The sequence below is a fragment of the Flavobacterium sp. genome, from assembly GCF_044360715.1.
GTDB lineage: Bacteria > Bacteroidota > Bacteroidia > Flavobacteriales > Flavobacteriaceae > Flavobacterium.
Genome location: NZ_JBIKJY010000003.1, coordinates 71,760 through 88,937 on the forward strand (window position 1 = coordinate 71,760; position 17,178 = coordinate 88,937).

At 32.1% G+C, this 17,178-nt stretch carries 22 protein-coding genes and 1 tRNA gene; 14 read left to right on the top strand and 9 right to left on the bottom strand.

All coding sequences use genetic code 11. From position 1 onward, the window contains the following. The first annotated feature begins 19 nt into the window (after positions 1–19). Positions 20–93: transfer RNA gene (locus ACIQ16_RS01750), tRNA-Ile, on the top strand. Between the two features lie 238 nt (positions 94–331). Then, positions 332–781, top strand: coding sequence for a hypothetical protein (locus ACIQ16_RS01755; protein ID WP_396148275.1), 450 nt, complete (start codon positions 332–334; stop codon positions 779–781). Between the two features lie 218 nt (positions 782–999). On the opposite strand, the gene ACIQ16_RS01760 is transcribed toward ACIQ16_RS01755, so the two are convergent. Continuing rightward, positions 1,000–1,590: a riboflavin synthase gene (locus tag ACIQ16_RS01760; RefSeq protein ID WP_396148276.1), complete on the bottom strand. Its 591-nt coding sequence runs from the start codon at positions 1,588–1,590 to the stop codon at positions 1,000–1,002. Positions 1,591–1,636: 46 nt separating this feature from the next. Here ACIQ16_RS01760 and pdxA point away from each other — a divergent pair, with 46 nt between their 5' ends. From pdxA to accC, 6 genes are all read left to right on the top strand, one after another. Continuing rightward, positions 1,637–2,686, top strand: a complete 1,050-nt coding sequence (gene pdxA / locus ACIQ16_RS01765) for a 4-hydroxythreonine-4-phosphate dehydrogenase PdxA (RefSeq protein WP_396148277.1) — start codon at positions 1,637–1,639, stop codon at positions 2,684–2,686. Positions 2,687–2,770: 84 nt separating this feature from the next. Next, complete coding sequence (locus ACIQ16_RS01770; RefSeq protein ID WP_396148278.1) at positions 2,771–3,310, top strand: YceD family protein; 540 nt, start codon at positions 2,771–2,773, stop codon at positions 3,308–3,310. 6 nt (positions 3,311–3,316) lie between these two features. Next, a complete protein-coding gene (gene rpmF, locus ACIQ16_RS01775; protein ID WP_166075583.1) occupies positions 3,317–3,511 on the top strand; it encodes a 50S ribosomal protein L32 in 195 nt (64 codons plus the stop codon). Between the two features lie 241 nt (positions 3,512–3,752). Continuing rightward, the gene (locus ACIQ16_RS01780) at positions 3,753–4,742 is read left to right on the top strand and encodes a beta-ketoacyl-ACP synthase III (protein WP_396148279.1); all 990 of its coding nucleotides are present in this window, start codon (positions 3,753–3,755) and stop codon (positions 4,740–4,742) included. A 32-nt stretch (positions 4,743–4,774) separates the two neighbouring features. Then, positions 4,775–5,263, top strand: a complete 489-nt coding sequence (accB, locus tag ACIQ16_RS01785; RefSeq protein ID WP_353147516.1) for an acetyl-CoA carboxylase biotin carboxyl carrier protein — start codon at positions 4,775–4,777, stop codon at positions 5,261–5,263. Positions 5,264–5,363: 100 nt separating this feature from the next. Next, positions 5,364–6,716, top strand: a complete 1,353-nt coding sequence (accC, locus tag ACIQ16_RS01790) for an acetyl-CoA carboxylase biotin carboxylase subunit (RefSeq protein WP_396148280.1) — start codon at positions 5,364–5,366, stop codon at positions 6,714–6,716. 19 nt (positions 6,717–6,735) lie between these two features. On the opposite strand, the gene ACIQ16_RS01795 is transcribed toward accC, so the two are convergent. From ACIQ16_RS01795 to ACIQ16_RS01805, 3 genes are all read right to left on the bottom strand, one after another. Next, entirely contained in the window at positions 6,736–7,398 is a 663-nt protein-coding gene (locus ACIQ16_RS01795) for an aspartate kinase (RefSeq protein WP_396148281.1), read from the bottom strand. 55 nt (positions 7,399–7,453) lie between these two features. Next, positions 7,454–7,819 (bottom strand): YraN family protein, encoded by a 366-nt coding sequence (locus tag ACIQ16_RS01800; protein ID WP_396148282.1) that lies wholly within the window; start codon positions 7,817–7,819, stop codon positions 7,454–7,456. A gap of 80 nt (positions 7,820–7,899) precedes the next feature. Then, positions 7,900–8,796: an LD-carboxypeptidase gene (locus ACIQ16_RS01805; protein WP_396148283.1), complete on the bottom strand. Its 897-nt coding sequence runs from the start codon at positions 8,794–8,796 to the stop codon at positions 7,900–7,902. A 195-nt stretch (positions 8,797–8,991) separates the two neighbouring features. Here ACIQ16_RS01805 and ACIQ16_RS01810 point away from each other — a divergent pair, with 195 nt between their 5' ends. From ACIQ16_RS01810 to ACIQ16_RS01825, 4 genes are all read left to right on the top strand, one after another. Further along, positions 8,992–9,369: a GxxExxY protein gene (locus ACIQ16_RS01810; protein ID WP_396148284.1), complete on the top strand. Its 378-nt coding sequence runs from the start codon at positions 8,992–8,994 to the stop codon at positions 9,367–9,369. A 111-nt stretch (positions 9,370–9,480) separates the two neighbouring features. Further along, positions 9,481–11,562: a methionine--tRNA ligase gene (gene metG / locus ACIQ16_RS01815; RefSeq protein WP_396148285.1), complete on the top strand. Its 2,082-nt coding sequence runs from the start codon at positions 9,481–9,483 to the stop codon at positions 11,560–11,562. 1 nt (position 11,563) lies between these two features. Then, complete coding sequence (locus tag ACIQ16_RS01820) at positions 11,564–12,247, top strand: HAD family hydrolase (RefSeq protein ID WP_396148286.1); 684 nt, start codon at positions 11,564–11,566, stop codon at positions 12,245–12,247. Continuing rightward, positions 12,247–12,870: a CatA-like O-acetyltransferase gene (locus ACIQ16_RS01825; RefSeq protein ID WP_396148287.1), complete on the top strand. Its 624-nt coding sequence runs from the start codon at positions 12,247–12,249 to the stop codon at positions 12,868–12,870. Before ACIQ16_RS01820 ends, ACIQ16_RS01825 begins: the two co-directional genes overlap by 1 nt. Positions 12,871–12,908: 38 nt before the next feature. Here ACIQ16_RS01825 and ACIQ16_RS01830 read toward each other — a convergent pair whose 3' ends face one another. From ACIQ16_RS01830 to ACIQ16_RS01840, 3 genes are all read right to left on the bottom strand, one after another. Beyond that, positions 12,909–13,346, bottom strand: coding sequence for an HRDC domain-containing protein (locus ACIQ16_RS01830; protein ID WP_396148288.1), 438 nt, complete (start codon positions 13,344–13,346; stop codon positions 12,909–12,911). Positions 13,347–13,353: 7 nt separating this feature from the next. After that, positions 13,354–13,677 carry a single-stranded DNA-binding protein gene (locus ACIQ16_RS01835; RefSeq protein WP_396148289.1) on the bottom strand — a complete coding sequence of 108 codons (324 nt, stop codon included), beginning with the start codon at positions 13,675–13,677 and terminating at the stop codon, positions 13,354–13,356. Positions 13,678–13,847: 170 nt separating this feature from the next. Next, positions 13,848–14,168 carry a single-stranded DNA-binding protein gene (locus ACIQ16_RS01840; protein ID WP_396148290.1) on the bottom strand — a complete coding sequence of 107 codons (321 nt, stop codon included), beginning with the start codon at positions 14,166–14,168 and terminating at the stop codon, positions 13,848–13,850. A 230-nt stretch (positions 14,169–14,398) separates the two neighbouring features. Here ACIQ16_RS01840 and ACIQ16_RS01845 point away from each other — a divergent pair, with 230 nt between their 5' ends. Together ACIQ16_RS01845 and ACIQ16_RS01850 are read left to right on the top strand one after the other, a co-directional pair. Beyond that, the gene (locus ACIQ16_RS01845; protein ID WP_396148291.1) at positions 14,399–14,743 is read left to right on the top strand and encodes a hypothetical protein; all 345 of its coding nucleotides are present in this window, start codon (positions 14,399–14,401) and stop codon (positions 14,741–14,743) included. Position 14,744: 1 nt separating this feature from the next. Beyond that, positions 14,745–15,563: an NAD(P)H-binding protein gene (locus tag ACIQ16_RS01850; protein ID WP_396148292.1), complete on the top strand. Its 819-nt coding sequence runs from the start codon at positions 14,745–14,747 to the stop codon at positions 15,561–15,563. A 5-nt stretch (positions 15,564–15,568) separates the two neighbouring features. On the opposite strand, the gene ACIQ16_RS01855 is transcribed toward ACIQ16_RS01850, so the two are convergent. Both ACIQ16_RS01855 and ACIQ16_RS01860 read right to left on the bottom strand, forming a co-directional pair. After that, positions 15,569–16,144 carry a hypothetical protein gene (locus tag ACIQ16_RS01855; protein ID WP_396148293.1) on the bottom strand — a complete coding sequence of 192 codons (576 nt, stop codon included), beginning with the start codon at positions 16,142–16,144 and terminating at the stop codon, positions 15,569–15,571. 73 nt (positions 16,145–16,217) lie between these two features. Continuing rightward, a complete protein-coding gene (locus ACIQ16_RS01860) occupies positions 16,218–17,144 on the bottom strand; it encodes a GYDIA family GHMP kinase (protein ID WP_396148314.1) in 927 nt (308 codons plus the stop codon). Positions 17,145–17,178: the final 34 nt, after the last annotated feature.

The window sequence follows — 17,178 nt, forward strand, 5'->3', positions numbered from 1 at the left end:
ATATTGCACCTCCAATAGAGGTCCTATAGCTCAGTTGGTTAGAGCACCTGACTCATAATCAGGTGGTCCCTGGTTCGAGCCCAGGTGGGACCACAACAAAACCCTTGTAAGTATCCGTATTTACAAGGGTTTCTTATTAAAAAGTTGAGCAAAAAGTTGAGCAAAACCTTATGCTCAACTTTTTTTGTTAGGGGTTTTAAAGAATAATTTATTGTCAAATTGGTTATTGAAAATTGGTTATTGAAGAATTTATAATTAGCTTTGTAAAATTGTAATTTTGAGATTTTATTAAATTTAATACATTATGAAAAAAATACTATTAATATTTACTATGGGTTTGTTACTCATTTCTTGTAGTTCATCTGAAGATAATAATACAGATACTAACACAGATAACAATGTTTATTTTAATTTCACATTTGACGGCAAAAATTATAGTAGCAATTTAGATGGTGGCCTCCTTTGCATGATTGCTCAACCAAATCAAAGCGGTTCTGAAGTTAATTTATTAATGAACCATAATAACCCGGCTAATAATACAACTACTTGCGGCGTTAGTTTGCTTGGCATAAACAATAGTGTAGGAACTACTAATAATTGTATCTTTGGTTTAATTTCAGGAAATTATTATATTACATGTAATAATACAAAAGTAATCTTAACAGAAGTTGGAGATTTTTACGTCGGAACATTTAGTGGCAATATAAATATAACTGATTTTAATTTATACTCCCAAACAATGGCTGGTTCAGGTAGTTTTAGAGTTAGAAAATCAATTTAATTATTTATCCTTCACCAGAAAAAATATTAAATAAAAAGTTGAGCAAATGGTTAAGCAAAACCACTTGTTCAACTTTACAAACACCCTTTTTTTATCTGTAACTATTTGATTATTAATACTAAATTTTATTAATTTAACGAAAATAATACCAGGTGGGACCACAACAAAACCCTTGTAAGTATCAGTATTTACAAGGGTTTCTTGTTTTCGAAAAAAAGCTACCCTCTTAATTCATACATTCTAGCAATATATTTTCCCACTACATCAAATTCTAAATTTACTTTTGTGCCAATTTCAAAAGTATGAAAAATAGTATGTTCGTAGGTATATGGAATAATGGCCACGCTAAAACTGTTTTTAGCTGAATTTACAACTGTTAAACTGGTTCCATTGACTGTTATTGAACCTTTTTCGATAGTAATATTATTTAAAGCCGTGTCGTATTCAAAAGTAAATTCCCAACTACCACTTTTTTCTTGAATAGTTGAACAAACTGCGGTTTGGTCTACATGGCCTTGTACGATATGTCCGTCCAATCTGTCGCCTAATTTCATGGCTCTTTCAATATTTACTTTGTCGCCAATTTTCCACAAACCTAAAGTGGTTTTATTAATTGTTTCTTGAATAGCTGTAACTACGTGTTTGTTGTCAAAAATTTCTACAACGGTTAAACAAACACCATTATGTGCCACACTTTGGTCAATTTTTAATTCATTCGTAATATTTGTTTGAATTGTTAAGTGTACATTTCCCTGATCTTTTTTAATATCTGAAATTATTCCGATAGATTCTATGATTCCTGTAAACATATGACGGTTTATTTTTATAAATTTGCATCAAAATTAAGAAATAAAAATGGTAAAACATTCGGAAAATATAATTGTTGGTGTTTCTATTGGAGACATGAACGGCATTGGACCAGAAGTAATATTAAAAACATTTGAAGATACCCGAATGTTAGACATCTGCACGCCAGTGATTTTTGCCAATGCTAAAATTGTTTCTTTTTTAAAAAGAAACTATAATTTAACTGCATTCATACAAGGAATTGATAAACTGGATCAGATTGTTTTGGGTAAAATTAATGTACTAAATGTTTGGCGCGAAGGTGTTAATTTAGAAAACGGCAAATTGGATGAAGAAATTGGTAAATACGCCATAAAATCGTTTCAAGCAGCTACAACGGCTTTAAAAAACAACCAAATTGATGTTTTAGTGACAGCGCCAATAAATAAATACAACATTCAAGCGGAAGATTATAAATTTGCCGGCCATACTGATTATTTAAACGAACAACTTGAAGGGGAAGCCCTAATGTTTATGGTTCATGAAGACATAAAAGTAGGATTAATTACCGACCATATTCCCATTGCAGAATTATCAAAACATATAAATACTACATTAATTGAGAAAAAAATCAACACTATTAATCATAGTTTAATTGCCGATTTCAAAATAAACAAACCAAAAATTGCGGTGTTAGGACTAAATCCTCATAGCGGCGATAATGGTGTAATTGGCAAAGAAGATGATGAAATTGTGAAACCAAGTTTAGAGAAAATTTTTAAAAGTGGCATACAAGTTTTTGGTCCGTTTTCAGCAGATAGTTTTTTTGGTTCCAACCAATATAAAAATTACGATGCGGTAGTTGCGATGTATCACGACCAAGGATTAATTCCTTTTAAAACCCTGTCATTTGGTGAAGGTGTAAATTTTACAGCAGGTTTAAATAAAGTAAGAACTTCGCCAGATCATGGAACAGGTTTTGATATTGCAGGAAAAAATATAGCCAACGAAAGTTCTTTTAGAGAAGCCGTTTACAGCGCTATAGACATCTATAAAAATAGAATGGAATATGTCGAATTAACCAACAACCCTTTGAAAAAAGGAACAAGTAAAGTTTAATTTAAAAAAAAGCAAAGAAAATTATTGTAATTCCAATATTTTTGTATCTTTGCACACCCTTATAAAAAGGGAAAAACTGATGTTATGGATATATTAAAAGAATTTTTAATCCCATTTTCAGGATTAAAACTGGGTAAACACCAGTTTGAATTTCAAGTAAACAATACGTTCTTTACTCATTTTGGCTATGATGAATTTAACGATTCTAACATCAAAATGAATGTAGTATTAGAGAAAAAAAGCAACATGCTTGAACTCAATTTTTCGCACAAAGGAATTATAAATGTTCCTTGCGATTTAACAAACGAAGATTTTGATTTACCTATTAAAGGAAAAATGAAACTCATAGTTAGATTTGGCGAAGAATTTAATGATGACAATGATGAATTTATCATTTTGCCTCATGATGAATTTCAAGTAAACGTAGCACAATATTGTTATGAAATGATGGTTTTATCGGTTCCATCCAAAAGAATACACACCGGAATAAAAGATGGAACTTTACAATCAGAAGCATTACAAAATTTAGAAAAATTTTCTCCAAAAGAAACAAAAGCACAAGAGATTAAAGAAATAGACCCAAGATGGGAAGGTTTAAAAAAACTATTAACGGATAAAAAATAGAATAAAATGGCACATCCTAAACGTAGACAGTCATCGACTAGAAGAGACAAAAGAAGAACACACTACAAAGCATCTGCACAACAAATTGCAACTTGCGTAGTAACCGGTGAAGCTCACTTATACCACAGAGCATACTGGCATGAAGGTAAAATGTATTATAGAGGTCAAGTTGTTATTGACAAGACTGAAGCAATGTTATAATTCCATTAAAATTATTGAGAAACTCTCACTTGCGTGAGGGTTTTTTTTATTTTAATGAAAATTATCTAATTGTATTTTTAGAAAATTCCGAAATAATTCGTAATTTTCGCCTCTTTACGCACATAAAGTTGCAAAGAAAATTATTTATTTATGAAATCGCCATAAACACTGTGTGCTTCGAAAGAAAATCACAAAGAAATAGCGACACATATGTTACCAAAAAAAATAACATTAAAAACATATGAATAAAATTACTGCCGCAATTACTGCAATTGGCTCGTATGTACCAGAATATGTATTATCAAATCAGGTTCTAGAAACTTTGGTTGATACCAATGATGAATGGATTACATCCAGAACCGGAATAAAAGAGAGAAGGCTTTTAAAATTAGATGGCGAAGGAACCTCTTACCTTGCTATTAAAGCTGCTCAAAACCTCTTAGAAAAAGCAAAATTAGACCCAAAAGAAATTGACTTGGTAATTATGGCAACTACCACGCCAGATATGCCTGTAGCAGCAACTGGAGTATATGTAGCCTCGCAAATCGGTGCCACAAATGCTTTTGCTTACGACTTGCAAGCCGCTTGTTCAAGTTTTCTTTTTGGTATGTCAACCGCTTCTGCTTACATTCAATCTGGAAAATATAAAAAAGTATTACTTATTGGTGCCGATAAAATGTCGTCTATAATTGATTATACTGACCGTGCTACTTGCATCATTTTTGGTGATGGCGCCGGTGCTGCCTTGTTTGAACCTAATTATGAAGGATTAGGGGTACAAGACGAAATTTTAAAATCGGACGGAATTGGAAGAGAGTTTTTAAAAATTGAAGCCGGAGGTTCTATTTTGCCTCCATCTGAAGAAACCATTAAAAACAAACAACATTTTGTATTTCAAGATGGAAAAACCGTATTCAAACACGCTGTTTCAGGAATGGCTGATGTAAGTGAAAAAATTATGGAACGCAATAACTTATCGCACGATGATGTGAATTGGTTAATTGCACATCAAGCAAATAAAAGAATTATTGACGCCACTGCAAGCAGAATGAATGTGGATGAATCTAAAGTGCTAGTCAATATTCATCGATACGGAAATACTACTTCTGCCACATTGCCTTTGCTTTTAGCAGATTTTGAAGATAAATTTAAAAAAGGAGATAATTTAATTTTTGCAGCATTTGGAGGTGGATTCACTTGGGGATCTATCTATTTAAAATGGGCATATTAATAAAAACAAACTATAACTAAAACAACTTAATTATGGATTTAAAAGAAATTCAAAACCTAATCAAATTTGTATCTAATTCTGGAGTAGCAGAAGTAAAATTAGAAACGGGCGATGTAAAAATTACTATTAGAACTACTTTAGAAGGAAATTCTCAAGATATTACTTATGTGCAACAAGCACCTATGCAACAAGCAATTCAGCAAGCGGCTCCTGTAGCTCCTGCTGCAATCGCTCCTGCTGCTGCGGCACCTGTTGAGACTGCTGTAGAAGATAATTCTAAATACATTACAATTAAATCACCAATGATTGGTACATTGTACAGAAAACCAGCTCCAGACAAACCAATGTTTGTTGAAGTAGGAAGTACTATTAGCAAAGGTGATGTAGTATGTGTAGTTGAAGCCATGAAATTATTCAACGAAATTGAATCTGAAATTTCAGGTAAAATTGTAAAAGTATTAGTTGATGATTCTTCACCAGTTGAATTTGACCAACCTTTATTTTTAGTTGATCCATCATAATTATTTTAAATTCCAATATTTTAAATTCCAAATTCCAAAAAAAGTTTATTTTTAGGTTTTGGAATTTGGAATTTGTTTATTGAATTTTTAAAACAAAAATATGTTTAAAAAAATATTAATTGCCAATAGAGGTGAAATTGCTCTACGCGTTATTCGTACTTGTAGAGAAATGGGAATTAAAACAGTTGCTGTTTATTCTACCGCTGACGCCGAAAGTTTACATGTTAAATTTGCTGACGAAGCCGTTTGTATAGGACCACCGCCAAGTAATTTATCTTACTTGAAAATGTCTAATATTATCGCTGCAGCTGAAATTACAAATGCTGATGCCATTCATCCGGGTTATGGTTTCCTTTCTGAAAATGCAAAATTTTCGAAAATTTGCCAAGAACACAATATTAAATTTATTGGTGCTTCACCTGAAATGATTGACAGAATGGGCGATAAAGCTTCAGCTAAATCAACTATGATTGAAGCTGGTGTGCCTTGTGTACCTGGTTCAGTAGGTATCTTAGAATCTTACGAACAAGCTGAGAAATTAGCAGCTGAATTTGGCTACCCAGTCATGCTAAAAGCAACAGCTGGTGGTGGTGGAAAAGGTATGCGTGCTGTATGGAAACAAGAAGATTTATTAAAAGCTTGGGAAGGTGCAAGACAAGAATCTGCCGCAGCTTTTGGAAATGACGGCATGTATCTAGAAAAATTAATTGAAGAACCAAGACATATTGAAATTCAGGTTGTGGGTGATGCTTATGGTAAAGCATGTCACTTATCTGAAAGAGATTGTTCTGTTCAACGTCGTCATCAAAAATTAACGGAAGAAACTCCTTCTCCATTTATGACAGATGAATTACGTGAAGCTATGGGTACTGCAGCAGTAAAAGCAGCAGAATATATAAAATACGAAGGTGCTGGAACAGTAGAGTTTTTAGTGGACAAGCATAGAAACTTCTACTTTATGGAAATGAATACACGTATTCAAGTAGAACACCCAATTACAGAACAAGTAGTAGATTATGATTTAATTAGAGAACAAATTATGGTAGCTGCTGGAATTCCAATTTCTGGTAAAAACTATTTTCCACAATTACATGCAATTGAATGTAGAATTAACGCAGAAGATCCGTATAACGACTTCCGCCCTTCACCGGGAAAAATTACGGTATTACATTCGCCAGGCGGACACGGAGTTCGTTTAGACACGCATGTTTATGCTGGTTATACGATTCCACCAAATTACGACTCGATGATTGCAAAGTTAATTACAACAGCTCAAACCAGACAAGAAGCTATTAACAAAATGAAACGTGCATTAGACGAATTTCATATTGAAGGTATAAAAACCACAATCCCGTTCCACAGACAATTAATGGATCATCCAGATTATGTGGCAGGAAATTACACCACGGCCTTTATGGATACTTGGGTAATGGATGCTAAAAAAGAAGAATAAAAAATAGGCTAGTCAATGACTAGCCTATTTTTTTTAAATCCTTTATTACGCTAAACGCCAAATCAATTTGGTTTTCGTTAACTACGATGGTAAATTCATTAGAAGTAGAAATTACTTCATCAATAACAATACCTTCCCAAGCTAACGATTGAAATATATAATAATATACACCAGGAACAGATACGTTTTCATGAGGTAATTTTACCGTTATAGAAGATAAATTTTCGTTTTTACTTATTAATTTTTCAGATTTTAAACAAGATTCTACCACATCATTAATTTCTGAGCTTACCACAATATTTGTTTCATTGACACCACGAGATGAAGTGTAGAATAAATTTTTATTCGTTTTTATCTCAAACATTAACTTGGTTTGATTTTCTAATAAAGTATCAGAAATTTCATAGGTATAATCTGTTAGAGAAGAACGAACTGTAATTTCTCCAATATTTTGTAATACTCTAGATACTTTGTGATTAATTTTAAAATCAAGTTCTTCGGAAATTCTTTTTAACGCCATTACTACAGCGCCCTGCTTAATATCTTTACCTAAATACAATTCAATTTCAGGCATAATAATTCGGGCTAAAGAGGTTAAATTGATAATTCCTTCAGATAAAGAACTCAATAAAAAGGGCTTGGTTTTTAGGTGTTTTTCAACAACTGAGGCTACTGTTTTCATAAAATTTGGGGTTTATTTACATACAAATATATAAATCCAAATTTTATTATTATAACTAATTGTTGAAATAAAAGAAAGCCGCCTCTAAATGTTCTATGTCAAATGATGTACCAGTTGCGTGAATAGCGATAATATCAAAACGAACTTCAACGTCTAAATCATTGGCAATCACGTATTCATTTATGGCTTTTACTAAAAGTTGAATTTTTTTGGGCTTTACAAAATCTTGCGGTAAACCATAATCTAATGAAGAGCGTGTTTTAACTTCAATTACAGCCAATATATCACCTTTCTGTGCGATAATATCAACTTCTGCTTTTTGAAATACCCAATTGGTTTCTAAGATATCATAGCCGTTTTTTACTAAAAAATCTACAGCCAGCTCTTCACCAAGCTTTCCTAATTCGTTGTGTTCTGCCATAGTTAAAATCCCAAAAATAAAATTCCAAATTCCAAAAGTAAGTTTCAAGATTGGAATTTGGGATTTATTTATATTGTTATTTAATCAAATTTTAATTTGATTTCTTTTTCATTTACTTCAAATGCTACTTGTTGACCAAGAATTAATGTACGATTATCCGATTGATGTCCGGCTGGAAATTGAAATGCTATTGGAATACGATTTTCTTTAGCAATTTCTGTAATAATTTGTACTTCATTTTGCCCAAACGGAATTTCATTATCGTGCATATCCGTCATACTTCCTACTATAATTCCTTTTACATTTTCGAAATAACCATTACGTTTTAAATTGTACATCATTCGATCAATGTGATATAAATATTCGTCCAAATCTTCAATAAAAAGAATTTTATCTTTTGTATCAATTGCTGATTTTGAACCTAATAAACTGTACAAAATAGAAATATTTCCGCCAACCAATTCGCCCGAAGCAGTTCCTTTTACATCATAACTTTTCGAAGGAATTGAATACGAAATAGTTTCTCCAAAAAGTGCTTTTCGTAAGGTTTCTTTAACTACTTCTGGTGCTGTAGGAACAGTAAACGGCATTATAGAATGCAAGGTTGCCACACGTTCTATATTCAATTGACTATGCAAAACCGTTACATCTGAAAACCCCATAATCCATTTAGGATGTTTCTTAAATTTGGTAAAATCTAACGCATCTATAATTCTAACCGTACCATATCCACCTCGAGCGCACCAAATGGCTTTTACGTTTTCATCATCTAATTGTGCTTGAAAATCTGCTGCACGTTCGGTATCTGTTCCTCCTAATTGGCAATTATTTAAACCAATTGTGTTTCCTAATTTCACTTTTAATCCCCAAGATTCTAACAAATCAATAGCTGGTTTGGCATCTTCAGGAAAAAATTTTCTTGCTGTACAAACAATAGCGACAGTATCTGCTGCCTTTAAAAATTGTGGTATAATCATAGAAATATAAATAAGAATTCAAAAATAAGGAATTTGAACAGAAAAATTCGTCTATTCCTATCAAATGAATTATTTTTGTATTAATTTATAAACATATTAACTTCATAAATAAACTTAGCAATCTTAAAATTAGCGTTTTAGTTATTTCAAATATAACGCAAAGTTTAGAAGTTTTTCGCAAAGGAAAAAAGAAAAATGACAGAAAATGAAATATCAAATAAAGTTATCGGAATCGCAATAGAAGTTCATAATGCATTAGGTCCAGGTTTACTTGAAAATGTATATAAAGAATGCTTGTACTACAAACTCAAACAAGCGGGTTTAAAAGTTGAGAAAGAAAAATCAATTCCATTGATTTTCGAAGAAGTTAAACTTGAGAGTGGCTATCGAATTGATTTATTAGTCGAAGATAAACTAGTTATAGAGTTAAAAAGTGTTGAAATGCTTTCCGAACTTCATTTTGCCCAAACTTTAACTTATTTAAGGCTTGGCAACTTTAAATTAGGCTTACTTTTAAACTTTAATTCCGTTCTTTTGAAAGAAGGTATTAGACGAGTTGTGAATAAATTATAATTTTCACGACATTTGTACTTTAAAAATTTGAAATCGCTTTAGCGAAAAACTCAAAATTACTTTGTGAAGCTTTGCGAAAAACTTTGCACCTTTGCGTTAAAACAAAAAATTATGTTAGAAAATCCGAAAAGATATACCATTACAGCAGCACTTCCTTACACCAATGGACCCATTCATATTGGGCATTTAGCAGGAGTTTATGTGCCTTCTGATATATATTCAAGATATTTACGATTACAAGGAAAAGACGTGGCTTTCATTTGCGGAAGCGACGAGCACGGTGTAGCAATTTCAATGAAAGCTAAGAAAGAAGGCATCACGCCACAGGAAGTAATTGATAAATATGACGGAATTATTCGTCAATCTTTTTTAGATTTTGGAATTGCTTTTGATAATTATTCGAGAACATCTTCAGAAATACATCATAAAACAGCTTCGGAATTTTTTAAAAAATTATACGATAACGGCGATTTCATCGAAGAAACTACCGAACAATTATACGACGCAAAAGCAGACCAATTCTTAGCAGACCGTTTCGTTACTGGAACTTGTCCAAAGTGCGACAACCCAGAAGCGTATGGCGACCAATGTGAAAAATGTGGTTCGACTTTAAATGCAACCGATTTAATCAATCCGAAATCGACTATTACAGGTGAAACGCCGATTTTAAAATCGACAAAACACTGGTTTTTACCTTTAAATCGTTACGAATCGTTCTTAAGAGAATGGATTTTAGAAGGTCATAAAAACGACTGGAAACCCAATGTTTACGGACAAGTAAAATCGTGGGTTGATGGTGGTTTAGAACCAAGAGCCGTTACCCGTGATTTAGATTGGGGAATTGATGTGCCTGTTCCAGGAGCCGAAGGAAAAAAATTATACGTTTGGTTTGATGCGCCTATTGGTTACATTTCCGCAACCAAAGAATGGGCGGCTCGTGAAGGAAAAGACTGGGAACCCTATTGGAAAGATGCCGATACAAAATTGGTTCATTTCATTGGGAAAGACAATATTGTATTCCATTGTATCATTTTCCCAGCGATGTTAAAAGCGGAAGGAAGTTATATTTTACCTGATAATGTTCCTGCAAATGAATTTTTGAATTTAGAAGGAAATAAATTATCGACTTCTAAAAACTGGGCAGTTTGGTTACACGAATATTTACAAGATTTCCCAGATAAACAAGATTCGTTGCGTTATGCTTTGACTGCTAATGCTCCAGAAACAAAAGACAACGATTTCACTTGGAAAGATTTTCAAGCCAGAAATAATAATGAATTAGCTGCGATTTTTGGTAATTTCATCAATCGTGTTGTGGTGTTGACTAATAAGTATTACGACGGAATTGTTCCAACGCCAAATGAATTTTCTGAAGTTGACAAACAAACTTTAGCAGAGTTAAAAGCGTATCCAGCCGTAATTTCAAGTTCGATTGAACGTTACCGTTTCAGAGAAGCATTAGGCGAATTAATGAACGTTGCCCGTTTAGGAAACAAATATTTAGCCGACGAAGAACCTTGGAAAATGGTGAAAGAAAATCCGGCAAGAGTACAAACTCAAATGTATGTAGCGTTGCAAATTGCGTCAGCTTTAGCCATACTTTCAGAACCATTTTTACCGTTTACTTCTGCTAAATTGTGCAAGATATTAGATATTAAAGTCAATAATTGGAATTTGGAATTTGAAAATTGGAATTTGACAAAACCTGGACATCAAATTGGTCAAGCTGAAATTTTGTTTGCTCAAATAGAAGATGCCGAAATTCAAAAACAATTAGATAAATTAGAAGCAACTAAAACCGCCAATCAAGTGGAAAACGCAAAAGCAGAACCGCAAAAAGAAATCATCACATTTGAAGATTTTGCCAAAGTAGATTTACGAATTGGAACCATTATCGAAGCAGAAAAAATGCCAAAAGCTAACAAATTGTTAGTTTTAAAAGTAGATACCGGAATTGATGTAAGAACCATCGTTTCTGGAATTGCAGAGCATTTTACGCCAGAAGAAGTCATTGGAAAACGTGTAACGGTTTTAGTCAACTTAGCCCCAAGAGCATTACGAGGCGTAGAAAGCGAAGGTATGTTATTATTAACCAATACTGCGGAAGGCAAATTGGTTTTCGTAAATCCAGATACTTCGACTTCTCTCAGCACTAGTTCAGAAGGCGTGATTAATGGTGCTATGATTTCTTAGTATGAATCCAAAAATAATCGCATTTGATGCAGACGACACCCTTTGGCACAATGAACCTTATTTCGATGAGGCACAAGAACGTTTTTGTGTATTGTTTCAAGATTATGCTTCACATCAAGAAATTTTAGGATTAATTTTGAATCATCAAGTCAACAATTTGCCGTTGTATGGTTTTGGTATCAAAGCGTTTACGTTATCTATGATTGAAACCGCTTTGGAATTAACTAATCATCAAATTTCGGGTAAAGGTATTGAGCAAATTTTAGCTATTGGAAAAGATTTATTGCAAAAACCAGTAGAACTATTACCAAACATCACCGAAGTTTTAGAACAATTGCAAGGAAAATATAAATTGGTCGTTGCCACAAAAGGCGATTTAAAAGACCAACATAGAAAACTACACGATTCGGGAATTGGTGCTTATTTTCATCATATTGAAGTGATGAGCGACAAAACCGAGTTGGATTACGAAAAAATGTTAGCCCGTTTAGATTGCCAAGTAGAAGATTTTTTAATGATTGGGAATTCCTTGAAATCAGATGTTTTACCTGTGTTAAATATTGGCGGACAAGCTATTCATATTCCGTATCATACGACTTGGGAATACGAAAAAATTGATTTTGAAATTCAGCATAACAACTTTAAATCGGTTACCCAAATAATAGATATTTTAACCTTAGTGTAATGAAGCAAAAGATTGACATCACAACTTGGAACCGAAAAGAGCACTTTGAATTTTTTAGCAAATTTGAAGAACCTTTTTTTGGGACTACTATTCAATTTGATTGCACAAATGCCTATCATAAAGCTAAAGATTTAGGCGTAAGTTTTTTTGTATATTATTTACACAAAACCATAGTTGCCGTAAATAAAATTGAAAATTTTAGGTTTCGAATAGAAAATGAAAATGTGTATATTTTTGATAAAATTAACGCGTCTGCTACTATTTTACGTGATGATAAAACGTTTGGTTTTTCAGAAATAGAATACGATGAAAACCTTGCTATTTTTATCAAAAACTATACTAACGAAGCAATTAGAGTCCAAAACACAACCGGACTTTTTACTAAAGAATATAATGAAAATATTATTCATTTTTCGGCTTTACCTTGGGTAAATTTTACTTCAATTTCTCATTCTAGAAGTTTTTCAATGCCTGATAGTTGTCCGAAATTTTCATTTGGAAAAATGACAGATGAAAACGGGGTGAAAAAAATTCCAATGGCCGTTTATGTGCATCACGGATTAATAGACGGATATCATTTAGGTTTGTTTTTTGAAGAATTTGAACGTTTAATGAATGAATAAGAAGAGCACCAATAAGTACTCTTCTTATCCTTCAAAATTTAAACGGCATTCAAAATCGCTAAAATATCTTCGCCAAATTTGTCTGCTTTTTGTTTTCCAAAACCTTTAATCTGTTGTAATTCGTCTAAATTACTCGGCTTATATAAAGCTAAATCAATTAATTCAGAATTATGACAAATCATAAATTTCTTCTGATTTAGTTTTTCTGATTTTTCAGTTCTCCATTGATTTAAGTACCCGTAAACTTGTTTGTCCTTCGGAAGTAAATCTTCGTACGACTTTCGTTCTAATCGTATAGGTTTCTCCTGTTGCTCAGTTTCATAATGAACAATAACAGACCAATGCGCCGGCTCGCTTTCCAAAAATTGGGTGCTGGATTTTTTAAATATTACTGTTTGTAAAAAAGTATTTAATGTTTGTTGATCTTGCTCTAAAAATGCAGGATCTATTCGGATAGAAAATACACTAACTTGCATAACAAACTTATTTACCGATTAACAAAATTTCATTTGCAATTACTTCTGTGATGTAGCGTTTGTTTCCGTCTTTGTCGTCGTAACTTCTGTGAGCTAGTTTGCCTTCAATGGCAATTTCTTTTCCTTTGGTTACATATTTTTCAATAATTTCTGCCGTTTTTCCCCAAGCCGTTACACGGTGCCATTGGGTTTGTTCTACTTTATCGCCATTTTCTCGATAATATACTTCGTTCGTGGCGATATTTATGTTTGCTAATTTTCTTCCTCCTTCAAGGTTTTTGATTTCTGGTTCTTGACCCACATTTCCGATTAATTGTACTGAATTTTTCATAAGGCTTATATGTTTAATTGTTTATTTATTTCGCGTTTCGTTAAGTTTTAGCTTAGGAAAAACGCTTGTTTTATGGCGTGTAAAATTTATTTTTTTGTTATTTAATTTTTTGAAACGCAGATTTAATAAATTTAAATAATTTAAAAAATCTTAGCGTTGTAATGTGATTTTTATTTGCTTAATAATACCAATTCGTTCGCAATCACTTCCGTGATAAAACGTTTGTTTCCTTCTTTGTCGTCGTAGCTTCTATGTGTTAATTTACCTTCCAAAGCCACGTGAGCTCCTTTTGCGATTAATTTTTCCACAATTTCTGCTGTTTTTCCCCAAGCAGAAATTCTGTGCCACTCGGTTTGTTCTACTTTTTCACCTTTAGCGTTGGTGTAATTTTCATTCGTAGCGATGGTAAAATTGGCTACTTTTCCAGATTCTAAGTTTTTGATTTCTGGTTCTTGACCTACATGTCCGATTAATTGTACTCTGTTTTTCATGGCGTGTAAAATTTAAATGTTTATATTAATTAAAATTTGTGTATCGACTGAACTCGTTGTTTCATTTCGACAGTGCAAAGATGTGCAAGAAAAAAAGTTTATTCGGTTGTTATTCATTTAAAATCGATTGTAATTGTTTGTTGTCGTTTGTAAATGGAAAATAAAAAATCTAAAAGCATTCAATATTTCTATTTTTTTACTACTTTTATTGGACCTCAAATAAAAATGTTATGAATAAAACGTGTTTAGAATGTCAAGATAAAATTGTAGGAAGAGAAGATAAAAAGTTTTGCAGCGATGGTTGCAGAAACGCCTACAACAATAAAATGAATAAAGATCAAACCAATTTGATGCGAAATATAAACAACAAATTGCGCAAAAATTATCGAATTTTAACCGAATTAAACCCCGAAGAAAAAACCAAAACCACAAAAAATAAATTAATTAGTAAAGGTTTTGATTTTGAATTAATAACCTCTATATATACCACAAAAACTGGGAATGTTTATTATTTTGTGTACGACCAAGGTTATTTGGCGGTGGAAAATGAAAGTTATGTATTAGTAAAAAAATAAAATGAAAGTATCTATATTAGGTTGCGGCTGGTTAGGTTTCCCTTTAGCTAAAAAATTAATTGAAATTGGTTTTGAAGTAAAAGGCTCTACCACTACTGAAAATAAATTAGCTGTTTTGAAATCAAATAAAATAGTACCCTATTTATTGGAACTTACTGAACATAAAATTAGCGAATCTATTTCTGATTTTTTGTACAATTCTGACATTTTAATTATTGATATTCCGCCAGGGCTAAGAAAAATTACAGAAGCTACTTCTGAAAAAACGTTTGTAAATAAAATAAAAACCTTACTTCCATTTATGGAGAATTCTACTATTGAAAAAGTGATTTTTATTAGTTCTACATCCGTATATGCTGATACTGCTACTATTTCAACCGTTACAGAAGAAAGTGTTTTGCACCCAGATACAGAAAGCGGAAAACAATTGGTGGAAGTTGAAAATTTGTTACGAAATAATTCTAATTTTCAAACCACAATAATTCGTTTTGGTGGTTTAATTGGAGAAGACAGAAACATTGTAAAAATGTTAACTGGAAAAACCAATGTTGCTAATCCGGAAGCTCCGATAAACTTAATTCATCAAGCAGATTGTATTGAGATTATTAGCGAAATACTGAAACAAAACTTTTGGAATGAAACTTTCAATGCGGTAGCACCCAATCATCCGACAAGGAAAAACTATTATAGCAAAAAAGCTAAACAGTTCCATTTGACTGCTCCAATATTCACAAAAAATGAAACAAATGTTGGAAAAATTGTTTCAAGTGAAAAATTAGAAACAATTTTAGGTTATAGATTTATAAAATTAGACTTATAATCAAACTAATTTTTCATTAAAATAATCCATTTCCAATCTGCAGGATTTCCGAATCCAACACTTGGTGTATAAAGATATAAATGTACTACTCCAGTTGGATTTGAAATTAAATACTGTCTAACTTTTACTAAGTTTTGCACAGCCATCCAAACCTGATTGTAGTTATTTCCTAAATTTGGTTGTGGTAAAATATGATTGAAGCTTGTAGTAGGAAAAATAATATCATCTGTTAGGACTATTTGAAATTGATTGGCCGCAAGCATATTTTGTGGATAATTAATTTGTCCTAAACCCATCCAAACAATATTTCCATCAAAAAGAATTTGATTAATTTCATCATATTTCAACTTAATATTTCCAAAGTCAGCAGCTGGAACAGATTGATGTGAAATAGTAAATGAATTTGAATTTTCGGCATACGTAGTTTCTTTCCCGCCCTGAAACGTATTTGTTAAATAATCTACTTTAAGCAGTAAAACTTTGTTAGGTTCATTTTGAGTTTCCTCAGTAGGTGCGTTTTCTTCTGAACAAGATGAAAATAATGAAACGAAAATAAATAAAATAAAAAGTAACTTTTTCATAAAATTATTTTTTTTATATATATGCTTATTAATGAATTACTTATGTAAAAATAATGATTTTTTATTAAATAAATTAAACTAAAATCATTTCATCATATGTTAAAATAGTTTCGTACCCTTTAGATTGAAAATAATGCGTTGGGTTTTCTTTTGAGAGTACCATAACGAAGTCGCCTCCCCAAGCGCCTAAACTTTTAATAGTTCCATTAAAATCAGAAAACAAACGTTCTTTTACGGTTTCTAATTCTAAAATATCGCTTAATATAATTTCGTGATGCACTAATAAATCTTTGGTCGTTTCTAAATTTGGCGAAAGCAGCATTCTATTCGTAATCTCAGAAATAGTTGCTGTTTTTTTGGTTAAAAACTGTTGCTTATTCATATAATTTTGAATCGCGTGACGGCTGTTTTGTTTTTTATTTAAATATACAAAATAAATGTTTTCCTTATATTTAGGATAAAAATCAACAACCTCAACAATGGGTTTTTCGTTTTCATCTAATTGATACGTAATTGGAAAATTATTACTGGCGCAAGCTATATCATAACCGCTACCACCAAAACTTTTCCTTAATAATTCAAACGCATCAATTTGTAACCATTGTGCAATATTATTTATTAAAGTAGAAGATGTTCCTAAGCCCCAATTTCTTGGAAATGTGACTTCTGTTTCAATAATATATCCCGTTTCCGACGTTAAAAAATTTGGATTTTGAAGATGGGCTTGATGTAAAATTTCAACTAAAATATGTTTTATGAGATGTTCTTCTTGAAAATTTTTAGCCGTACGAATCTCATCGAAAGTGAATTCAGTTTCAAACCAAACGCTTTTGTCAGCATCCAAACTGGTCCAAAATATTTTTTTTTCTACACACGAAGAAACGCGTAAATACTGACCAAATTTCGTTGGCAAGGCTAAAGCTTTGGCACCATTTAAGACCAAATATTCTCCAGTAATTAGGAGTTTCCCGTTAGAGTAGAATGTGTTTTTGTTAACCATATAAGTCATATAAGCTTTTTCTGTTTATCAAAAC

Excerpts from the sequence above, each read along its gene's own strand:
- pdxA (WP_396148277.1), top strand. The coding sequence starts at position 1,637 with ATGGTAAAACATTCGGAAAATATAATTGTTGGTGTTTCTATTGGAGAC.
- ACIQ16_RS01825 (WP_396148287.1), top strand. The coding sequence starts at position 12,247 with ATGAAGCAAAAGATTGACATCACAACTTGGAACCGAAAAGAGCACTTT.
- ACIQ16_RS01860 (WP_396148314.1), bottom strand. The coding sequence starts at position 17,144 with ATGGTTAACAAAAACACATTCTACTCTAACGGGAAACTCCTAATTACT.
- ACIQ16_RS01835 (WP_396148289.1), bottom strand. The coding sequence starts at position 13,677 with ATGAAAAATTCAGTACAATTAATCGGAAATGTGGGTCAAGAACCAGAA.
- accB (WP_353147516.1), top strand. The coding sequence starts at position 4,775 with ATGGATTTAAAAGAAATTCAAAACCTAATCAAATTTGTATCTAATTCT.
- ACIQ16_RS01850 (WP_396148292.1), top strand. The coding sequence starts at position 14,745 with ATGAAAGTATCTATATTAGGTTGCGGCTGGTTAGGTTTCCCTTTAGCT.
- ACIQ16_RS01855 (WP_396148293.1), bottom strand. The coding sequence starts at position 16,144 with ATGAAAAAGTTACTTTTTATTTTATTTATTTTCGTTTCATTATTTTCA.
- ACIQ16_RS01800 (WP_396148282.1), bottom strand. The coding sequence starts at position 7,819 with ATGGCAGAACACAACGAATTAGGAAAGCTTGGTGAAGAGCTGGCTGTA.
- ACIQ16_RS01845 (WP_396148291.1), top strand. The coding sequence starts at position 14,399 with ATGAATAAAACGTGTTTAGAATGTCAAGATAAAATTGTAGGAAGAGAA.
- ACIQ16_RS01760 (WP_396148276.1), bottom strand. The coding sequence starts at position 1,590 with ATGTTTACAGGAATCATAGAATCTATCGGAATAATTTCAGATATTAAA.
- ACIQ16_RS01780 (WP_396148279.1), top strand. The coding sequence starts at position 3,753 with ATGAATAAAATTACTGCCGCAATTACTGCAATTGGCTCGTATGTACCA.
- ACIQ16_RS01820 (WP_396148286.1), top strand. The coding sequence starts at position 11,564 with ATGAATCCAAAAATAATCGCATTTGATGCAGACGACACCCTTTGGCAC.
- ACIQ16_RS01795 (WP_396148281.1), bottom strand. The coding sequence starts at position 7,398 with ATGAAAACAGTAGCCTCAGTTGTTGAAAAACACCTAAAAACCAAGCCC.
- ACIQ16_RS01830 (WP_396148288.1), bottom strand. The coding sequence starts at position 13,346 with ATGCAAGTTAGTGTATTTTCTATCCGAATAGATCCTGCATTTTTAGAG.
- ACIQ16_RS01770 (WP_396148278.1), top strand. The coding sequence starts at position 2,771 with ATGGATATATTAAAAGAATTTTTAATCCCATTTTCAGGATTAAAACTG.
- ACIQ16_RS01755 (WP_396148275.1), top strand. The coding sequence starts at position 332 with ATGGGTTTGTTACTCATTTCTTGTAGTTCATCTGAAGATAATAATACA.
- rpmF (WP_166075583.1), top strand. The coding sequence starts at position 3,317 with ATGGCACATCCTAAACGTAGACAGTCATCGACTAGAAGAGACAAAAGA.
- metG (WP_396148285.1), top strand. The coding sequence starts at position 9,481 with ATGTTAGAAAATCCGAAAAGATATACCATTACAGCAGCACTTCCTTAC.
- ACIQ16_RS01810 (WP_396148284.1), top strand. The coding sequence starts at position 8,992 with ATGACAGAAAATGAAATATCAAATAAAGTTATCGGAATCGCAATAGAA.
- ACIQ16_RS01805 (WP_396148283.1), bottom strand. The coding sequence starts at position 8,796 with ATGATTATACCACAATTTTTAAAGGCAGCAGATACTGTCGCTATTGTT.
- ACIQ16_RS01840 (WP_396148290.1), bottom strand. The coding sequence starts at position 14,168 with ATGAAAAACAGAGTACAATTAATCGGACATGTAGGTCAAGAACCAGAA.
- accC (WP_396148280.1), top strand. The coding sequence starts at position 5,364 with ATGTTTAAAAAAATATTAATTGCCAATAGAGGTGAAATTGCTCTACGC.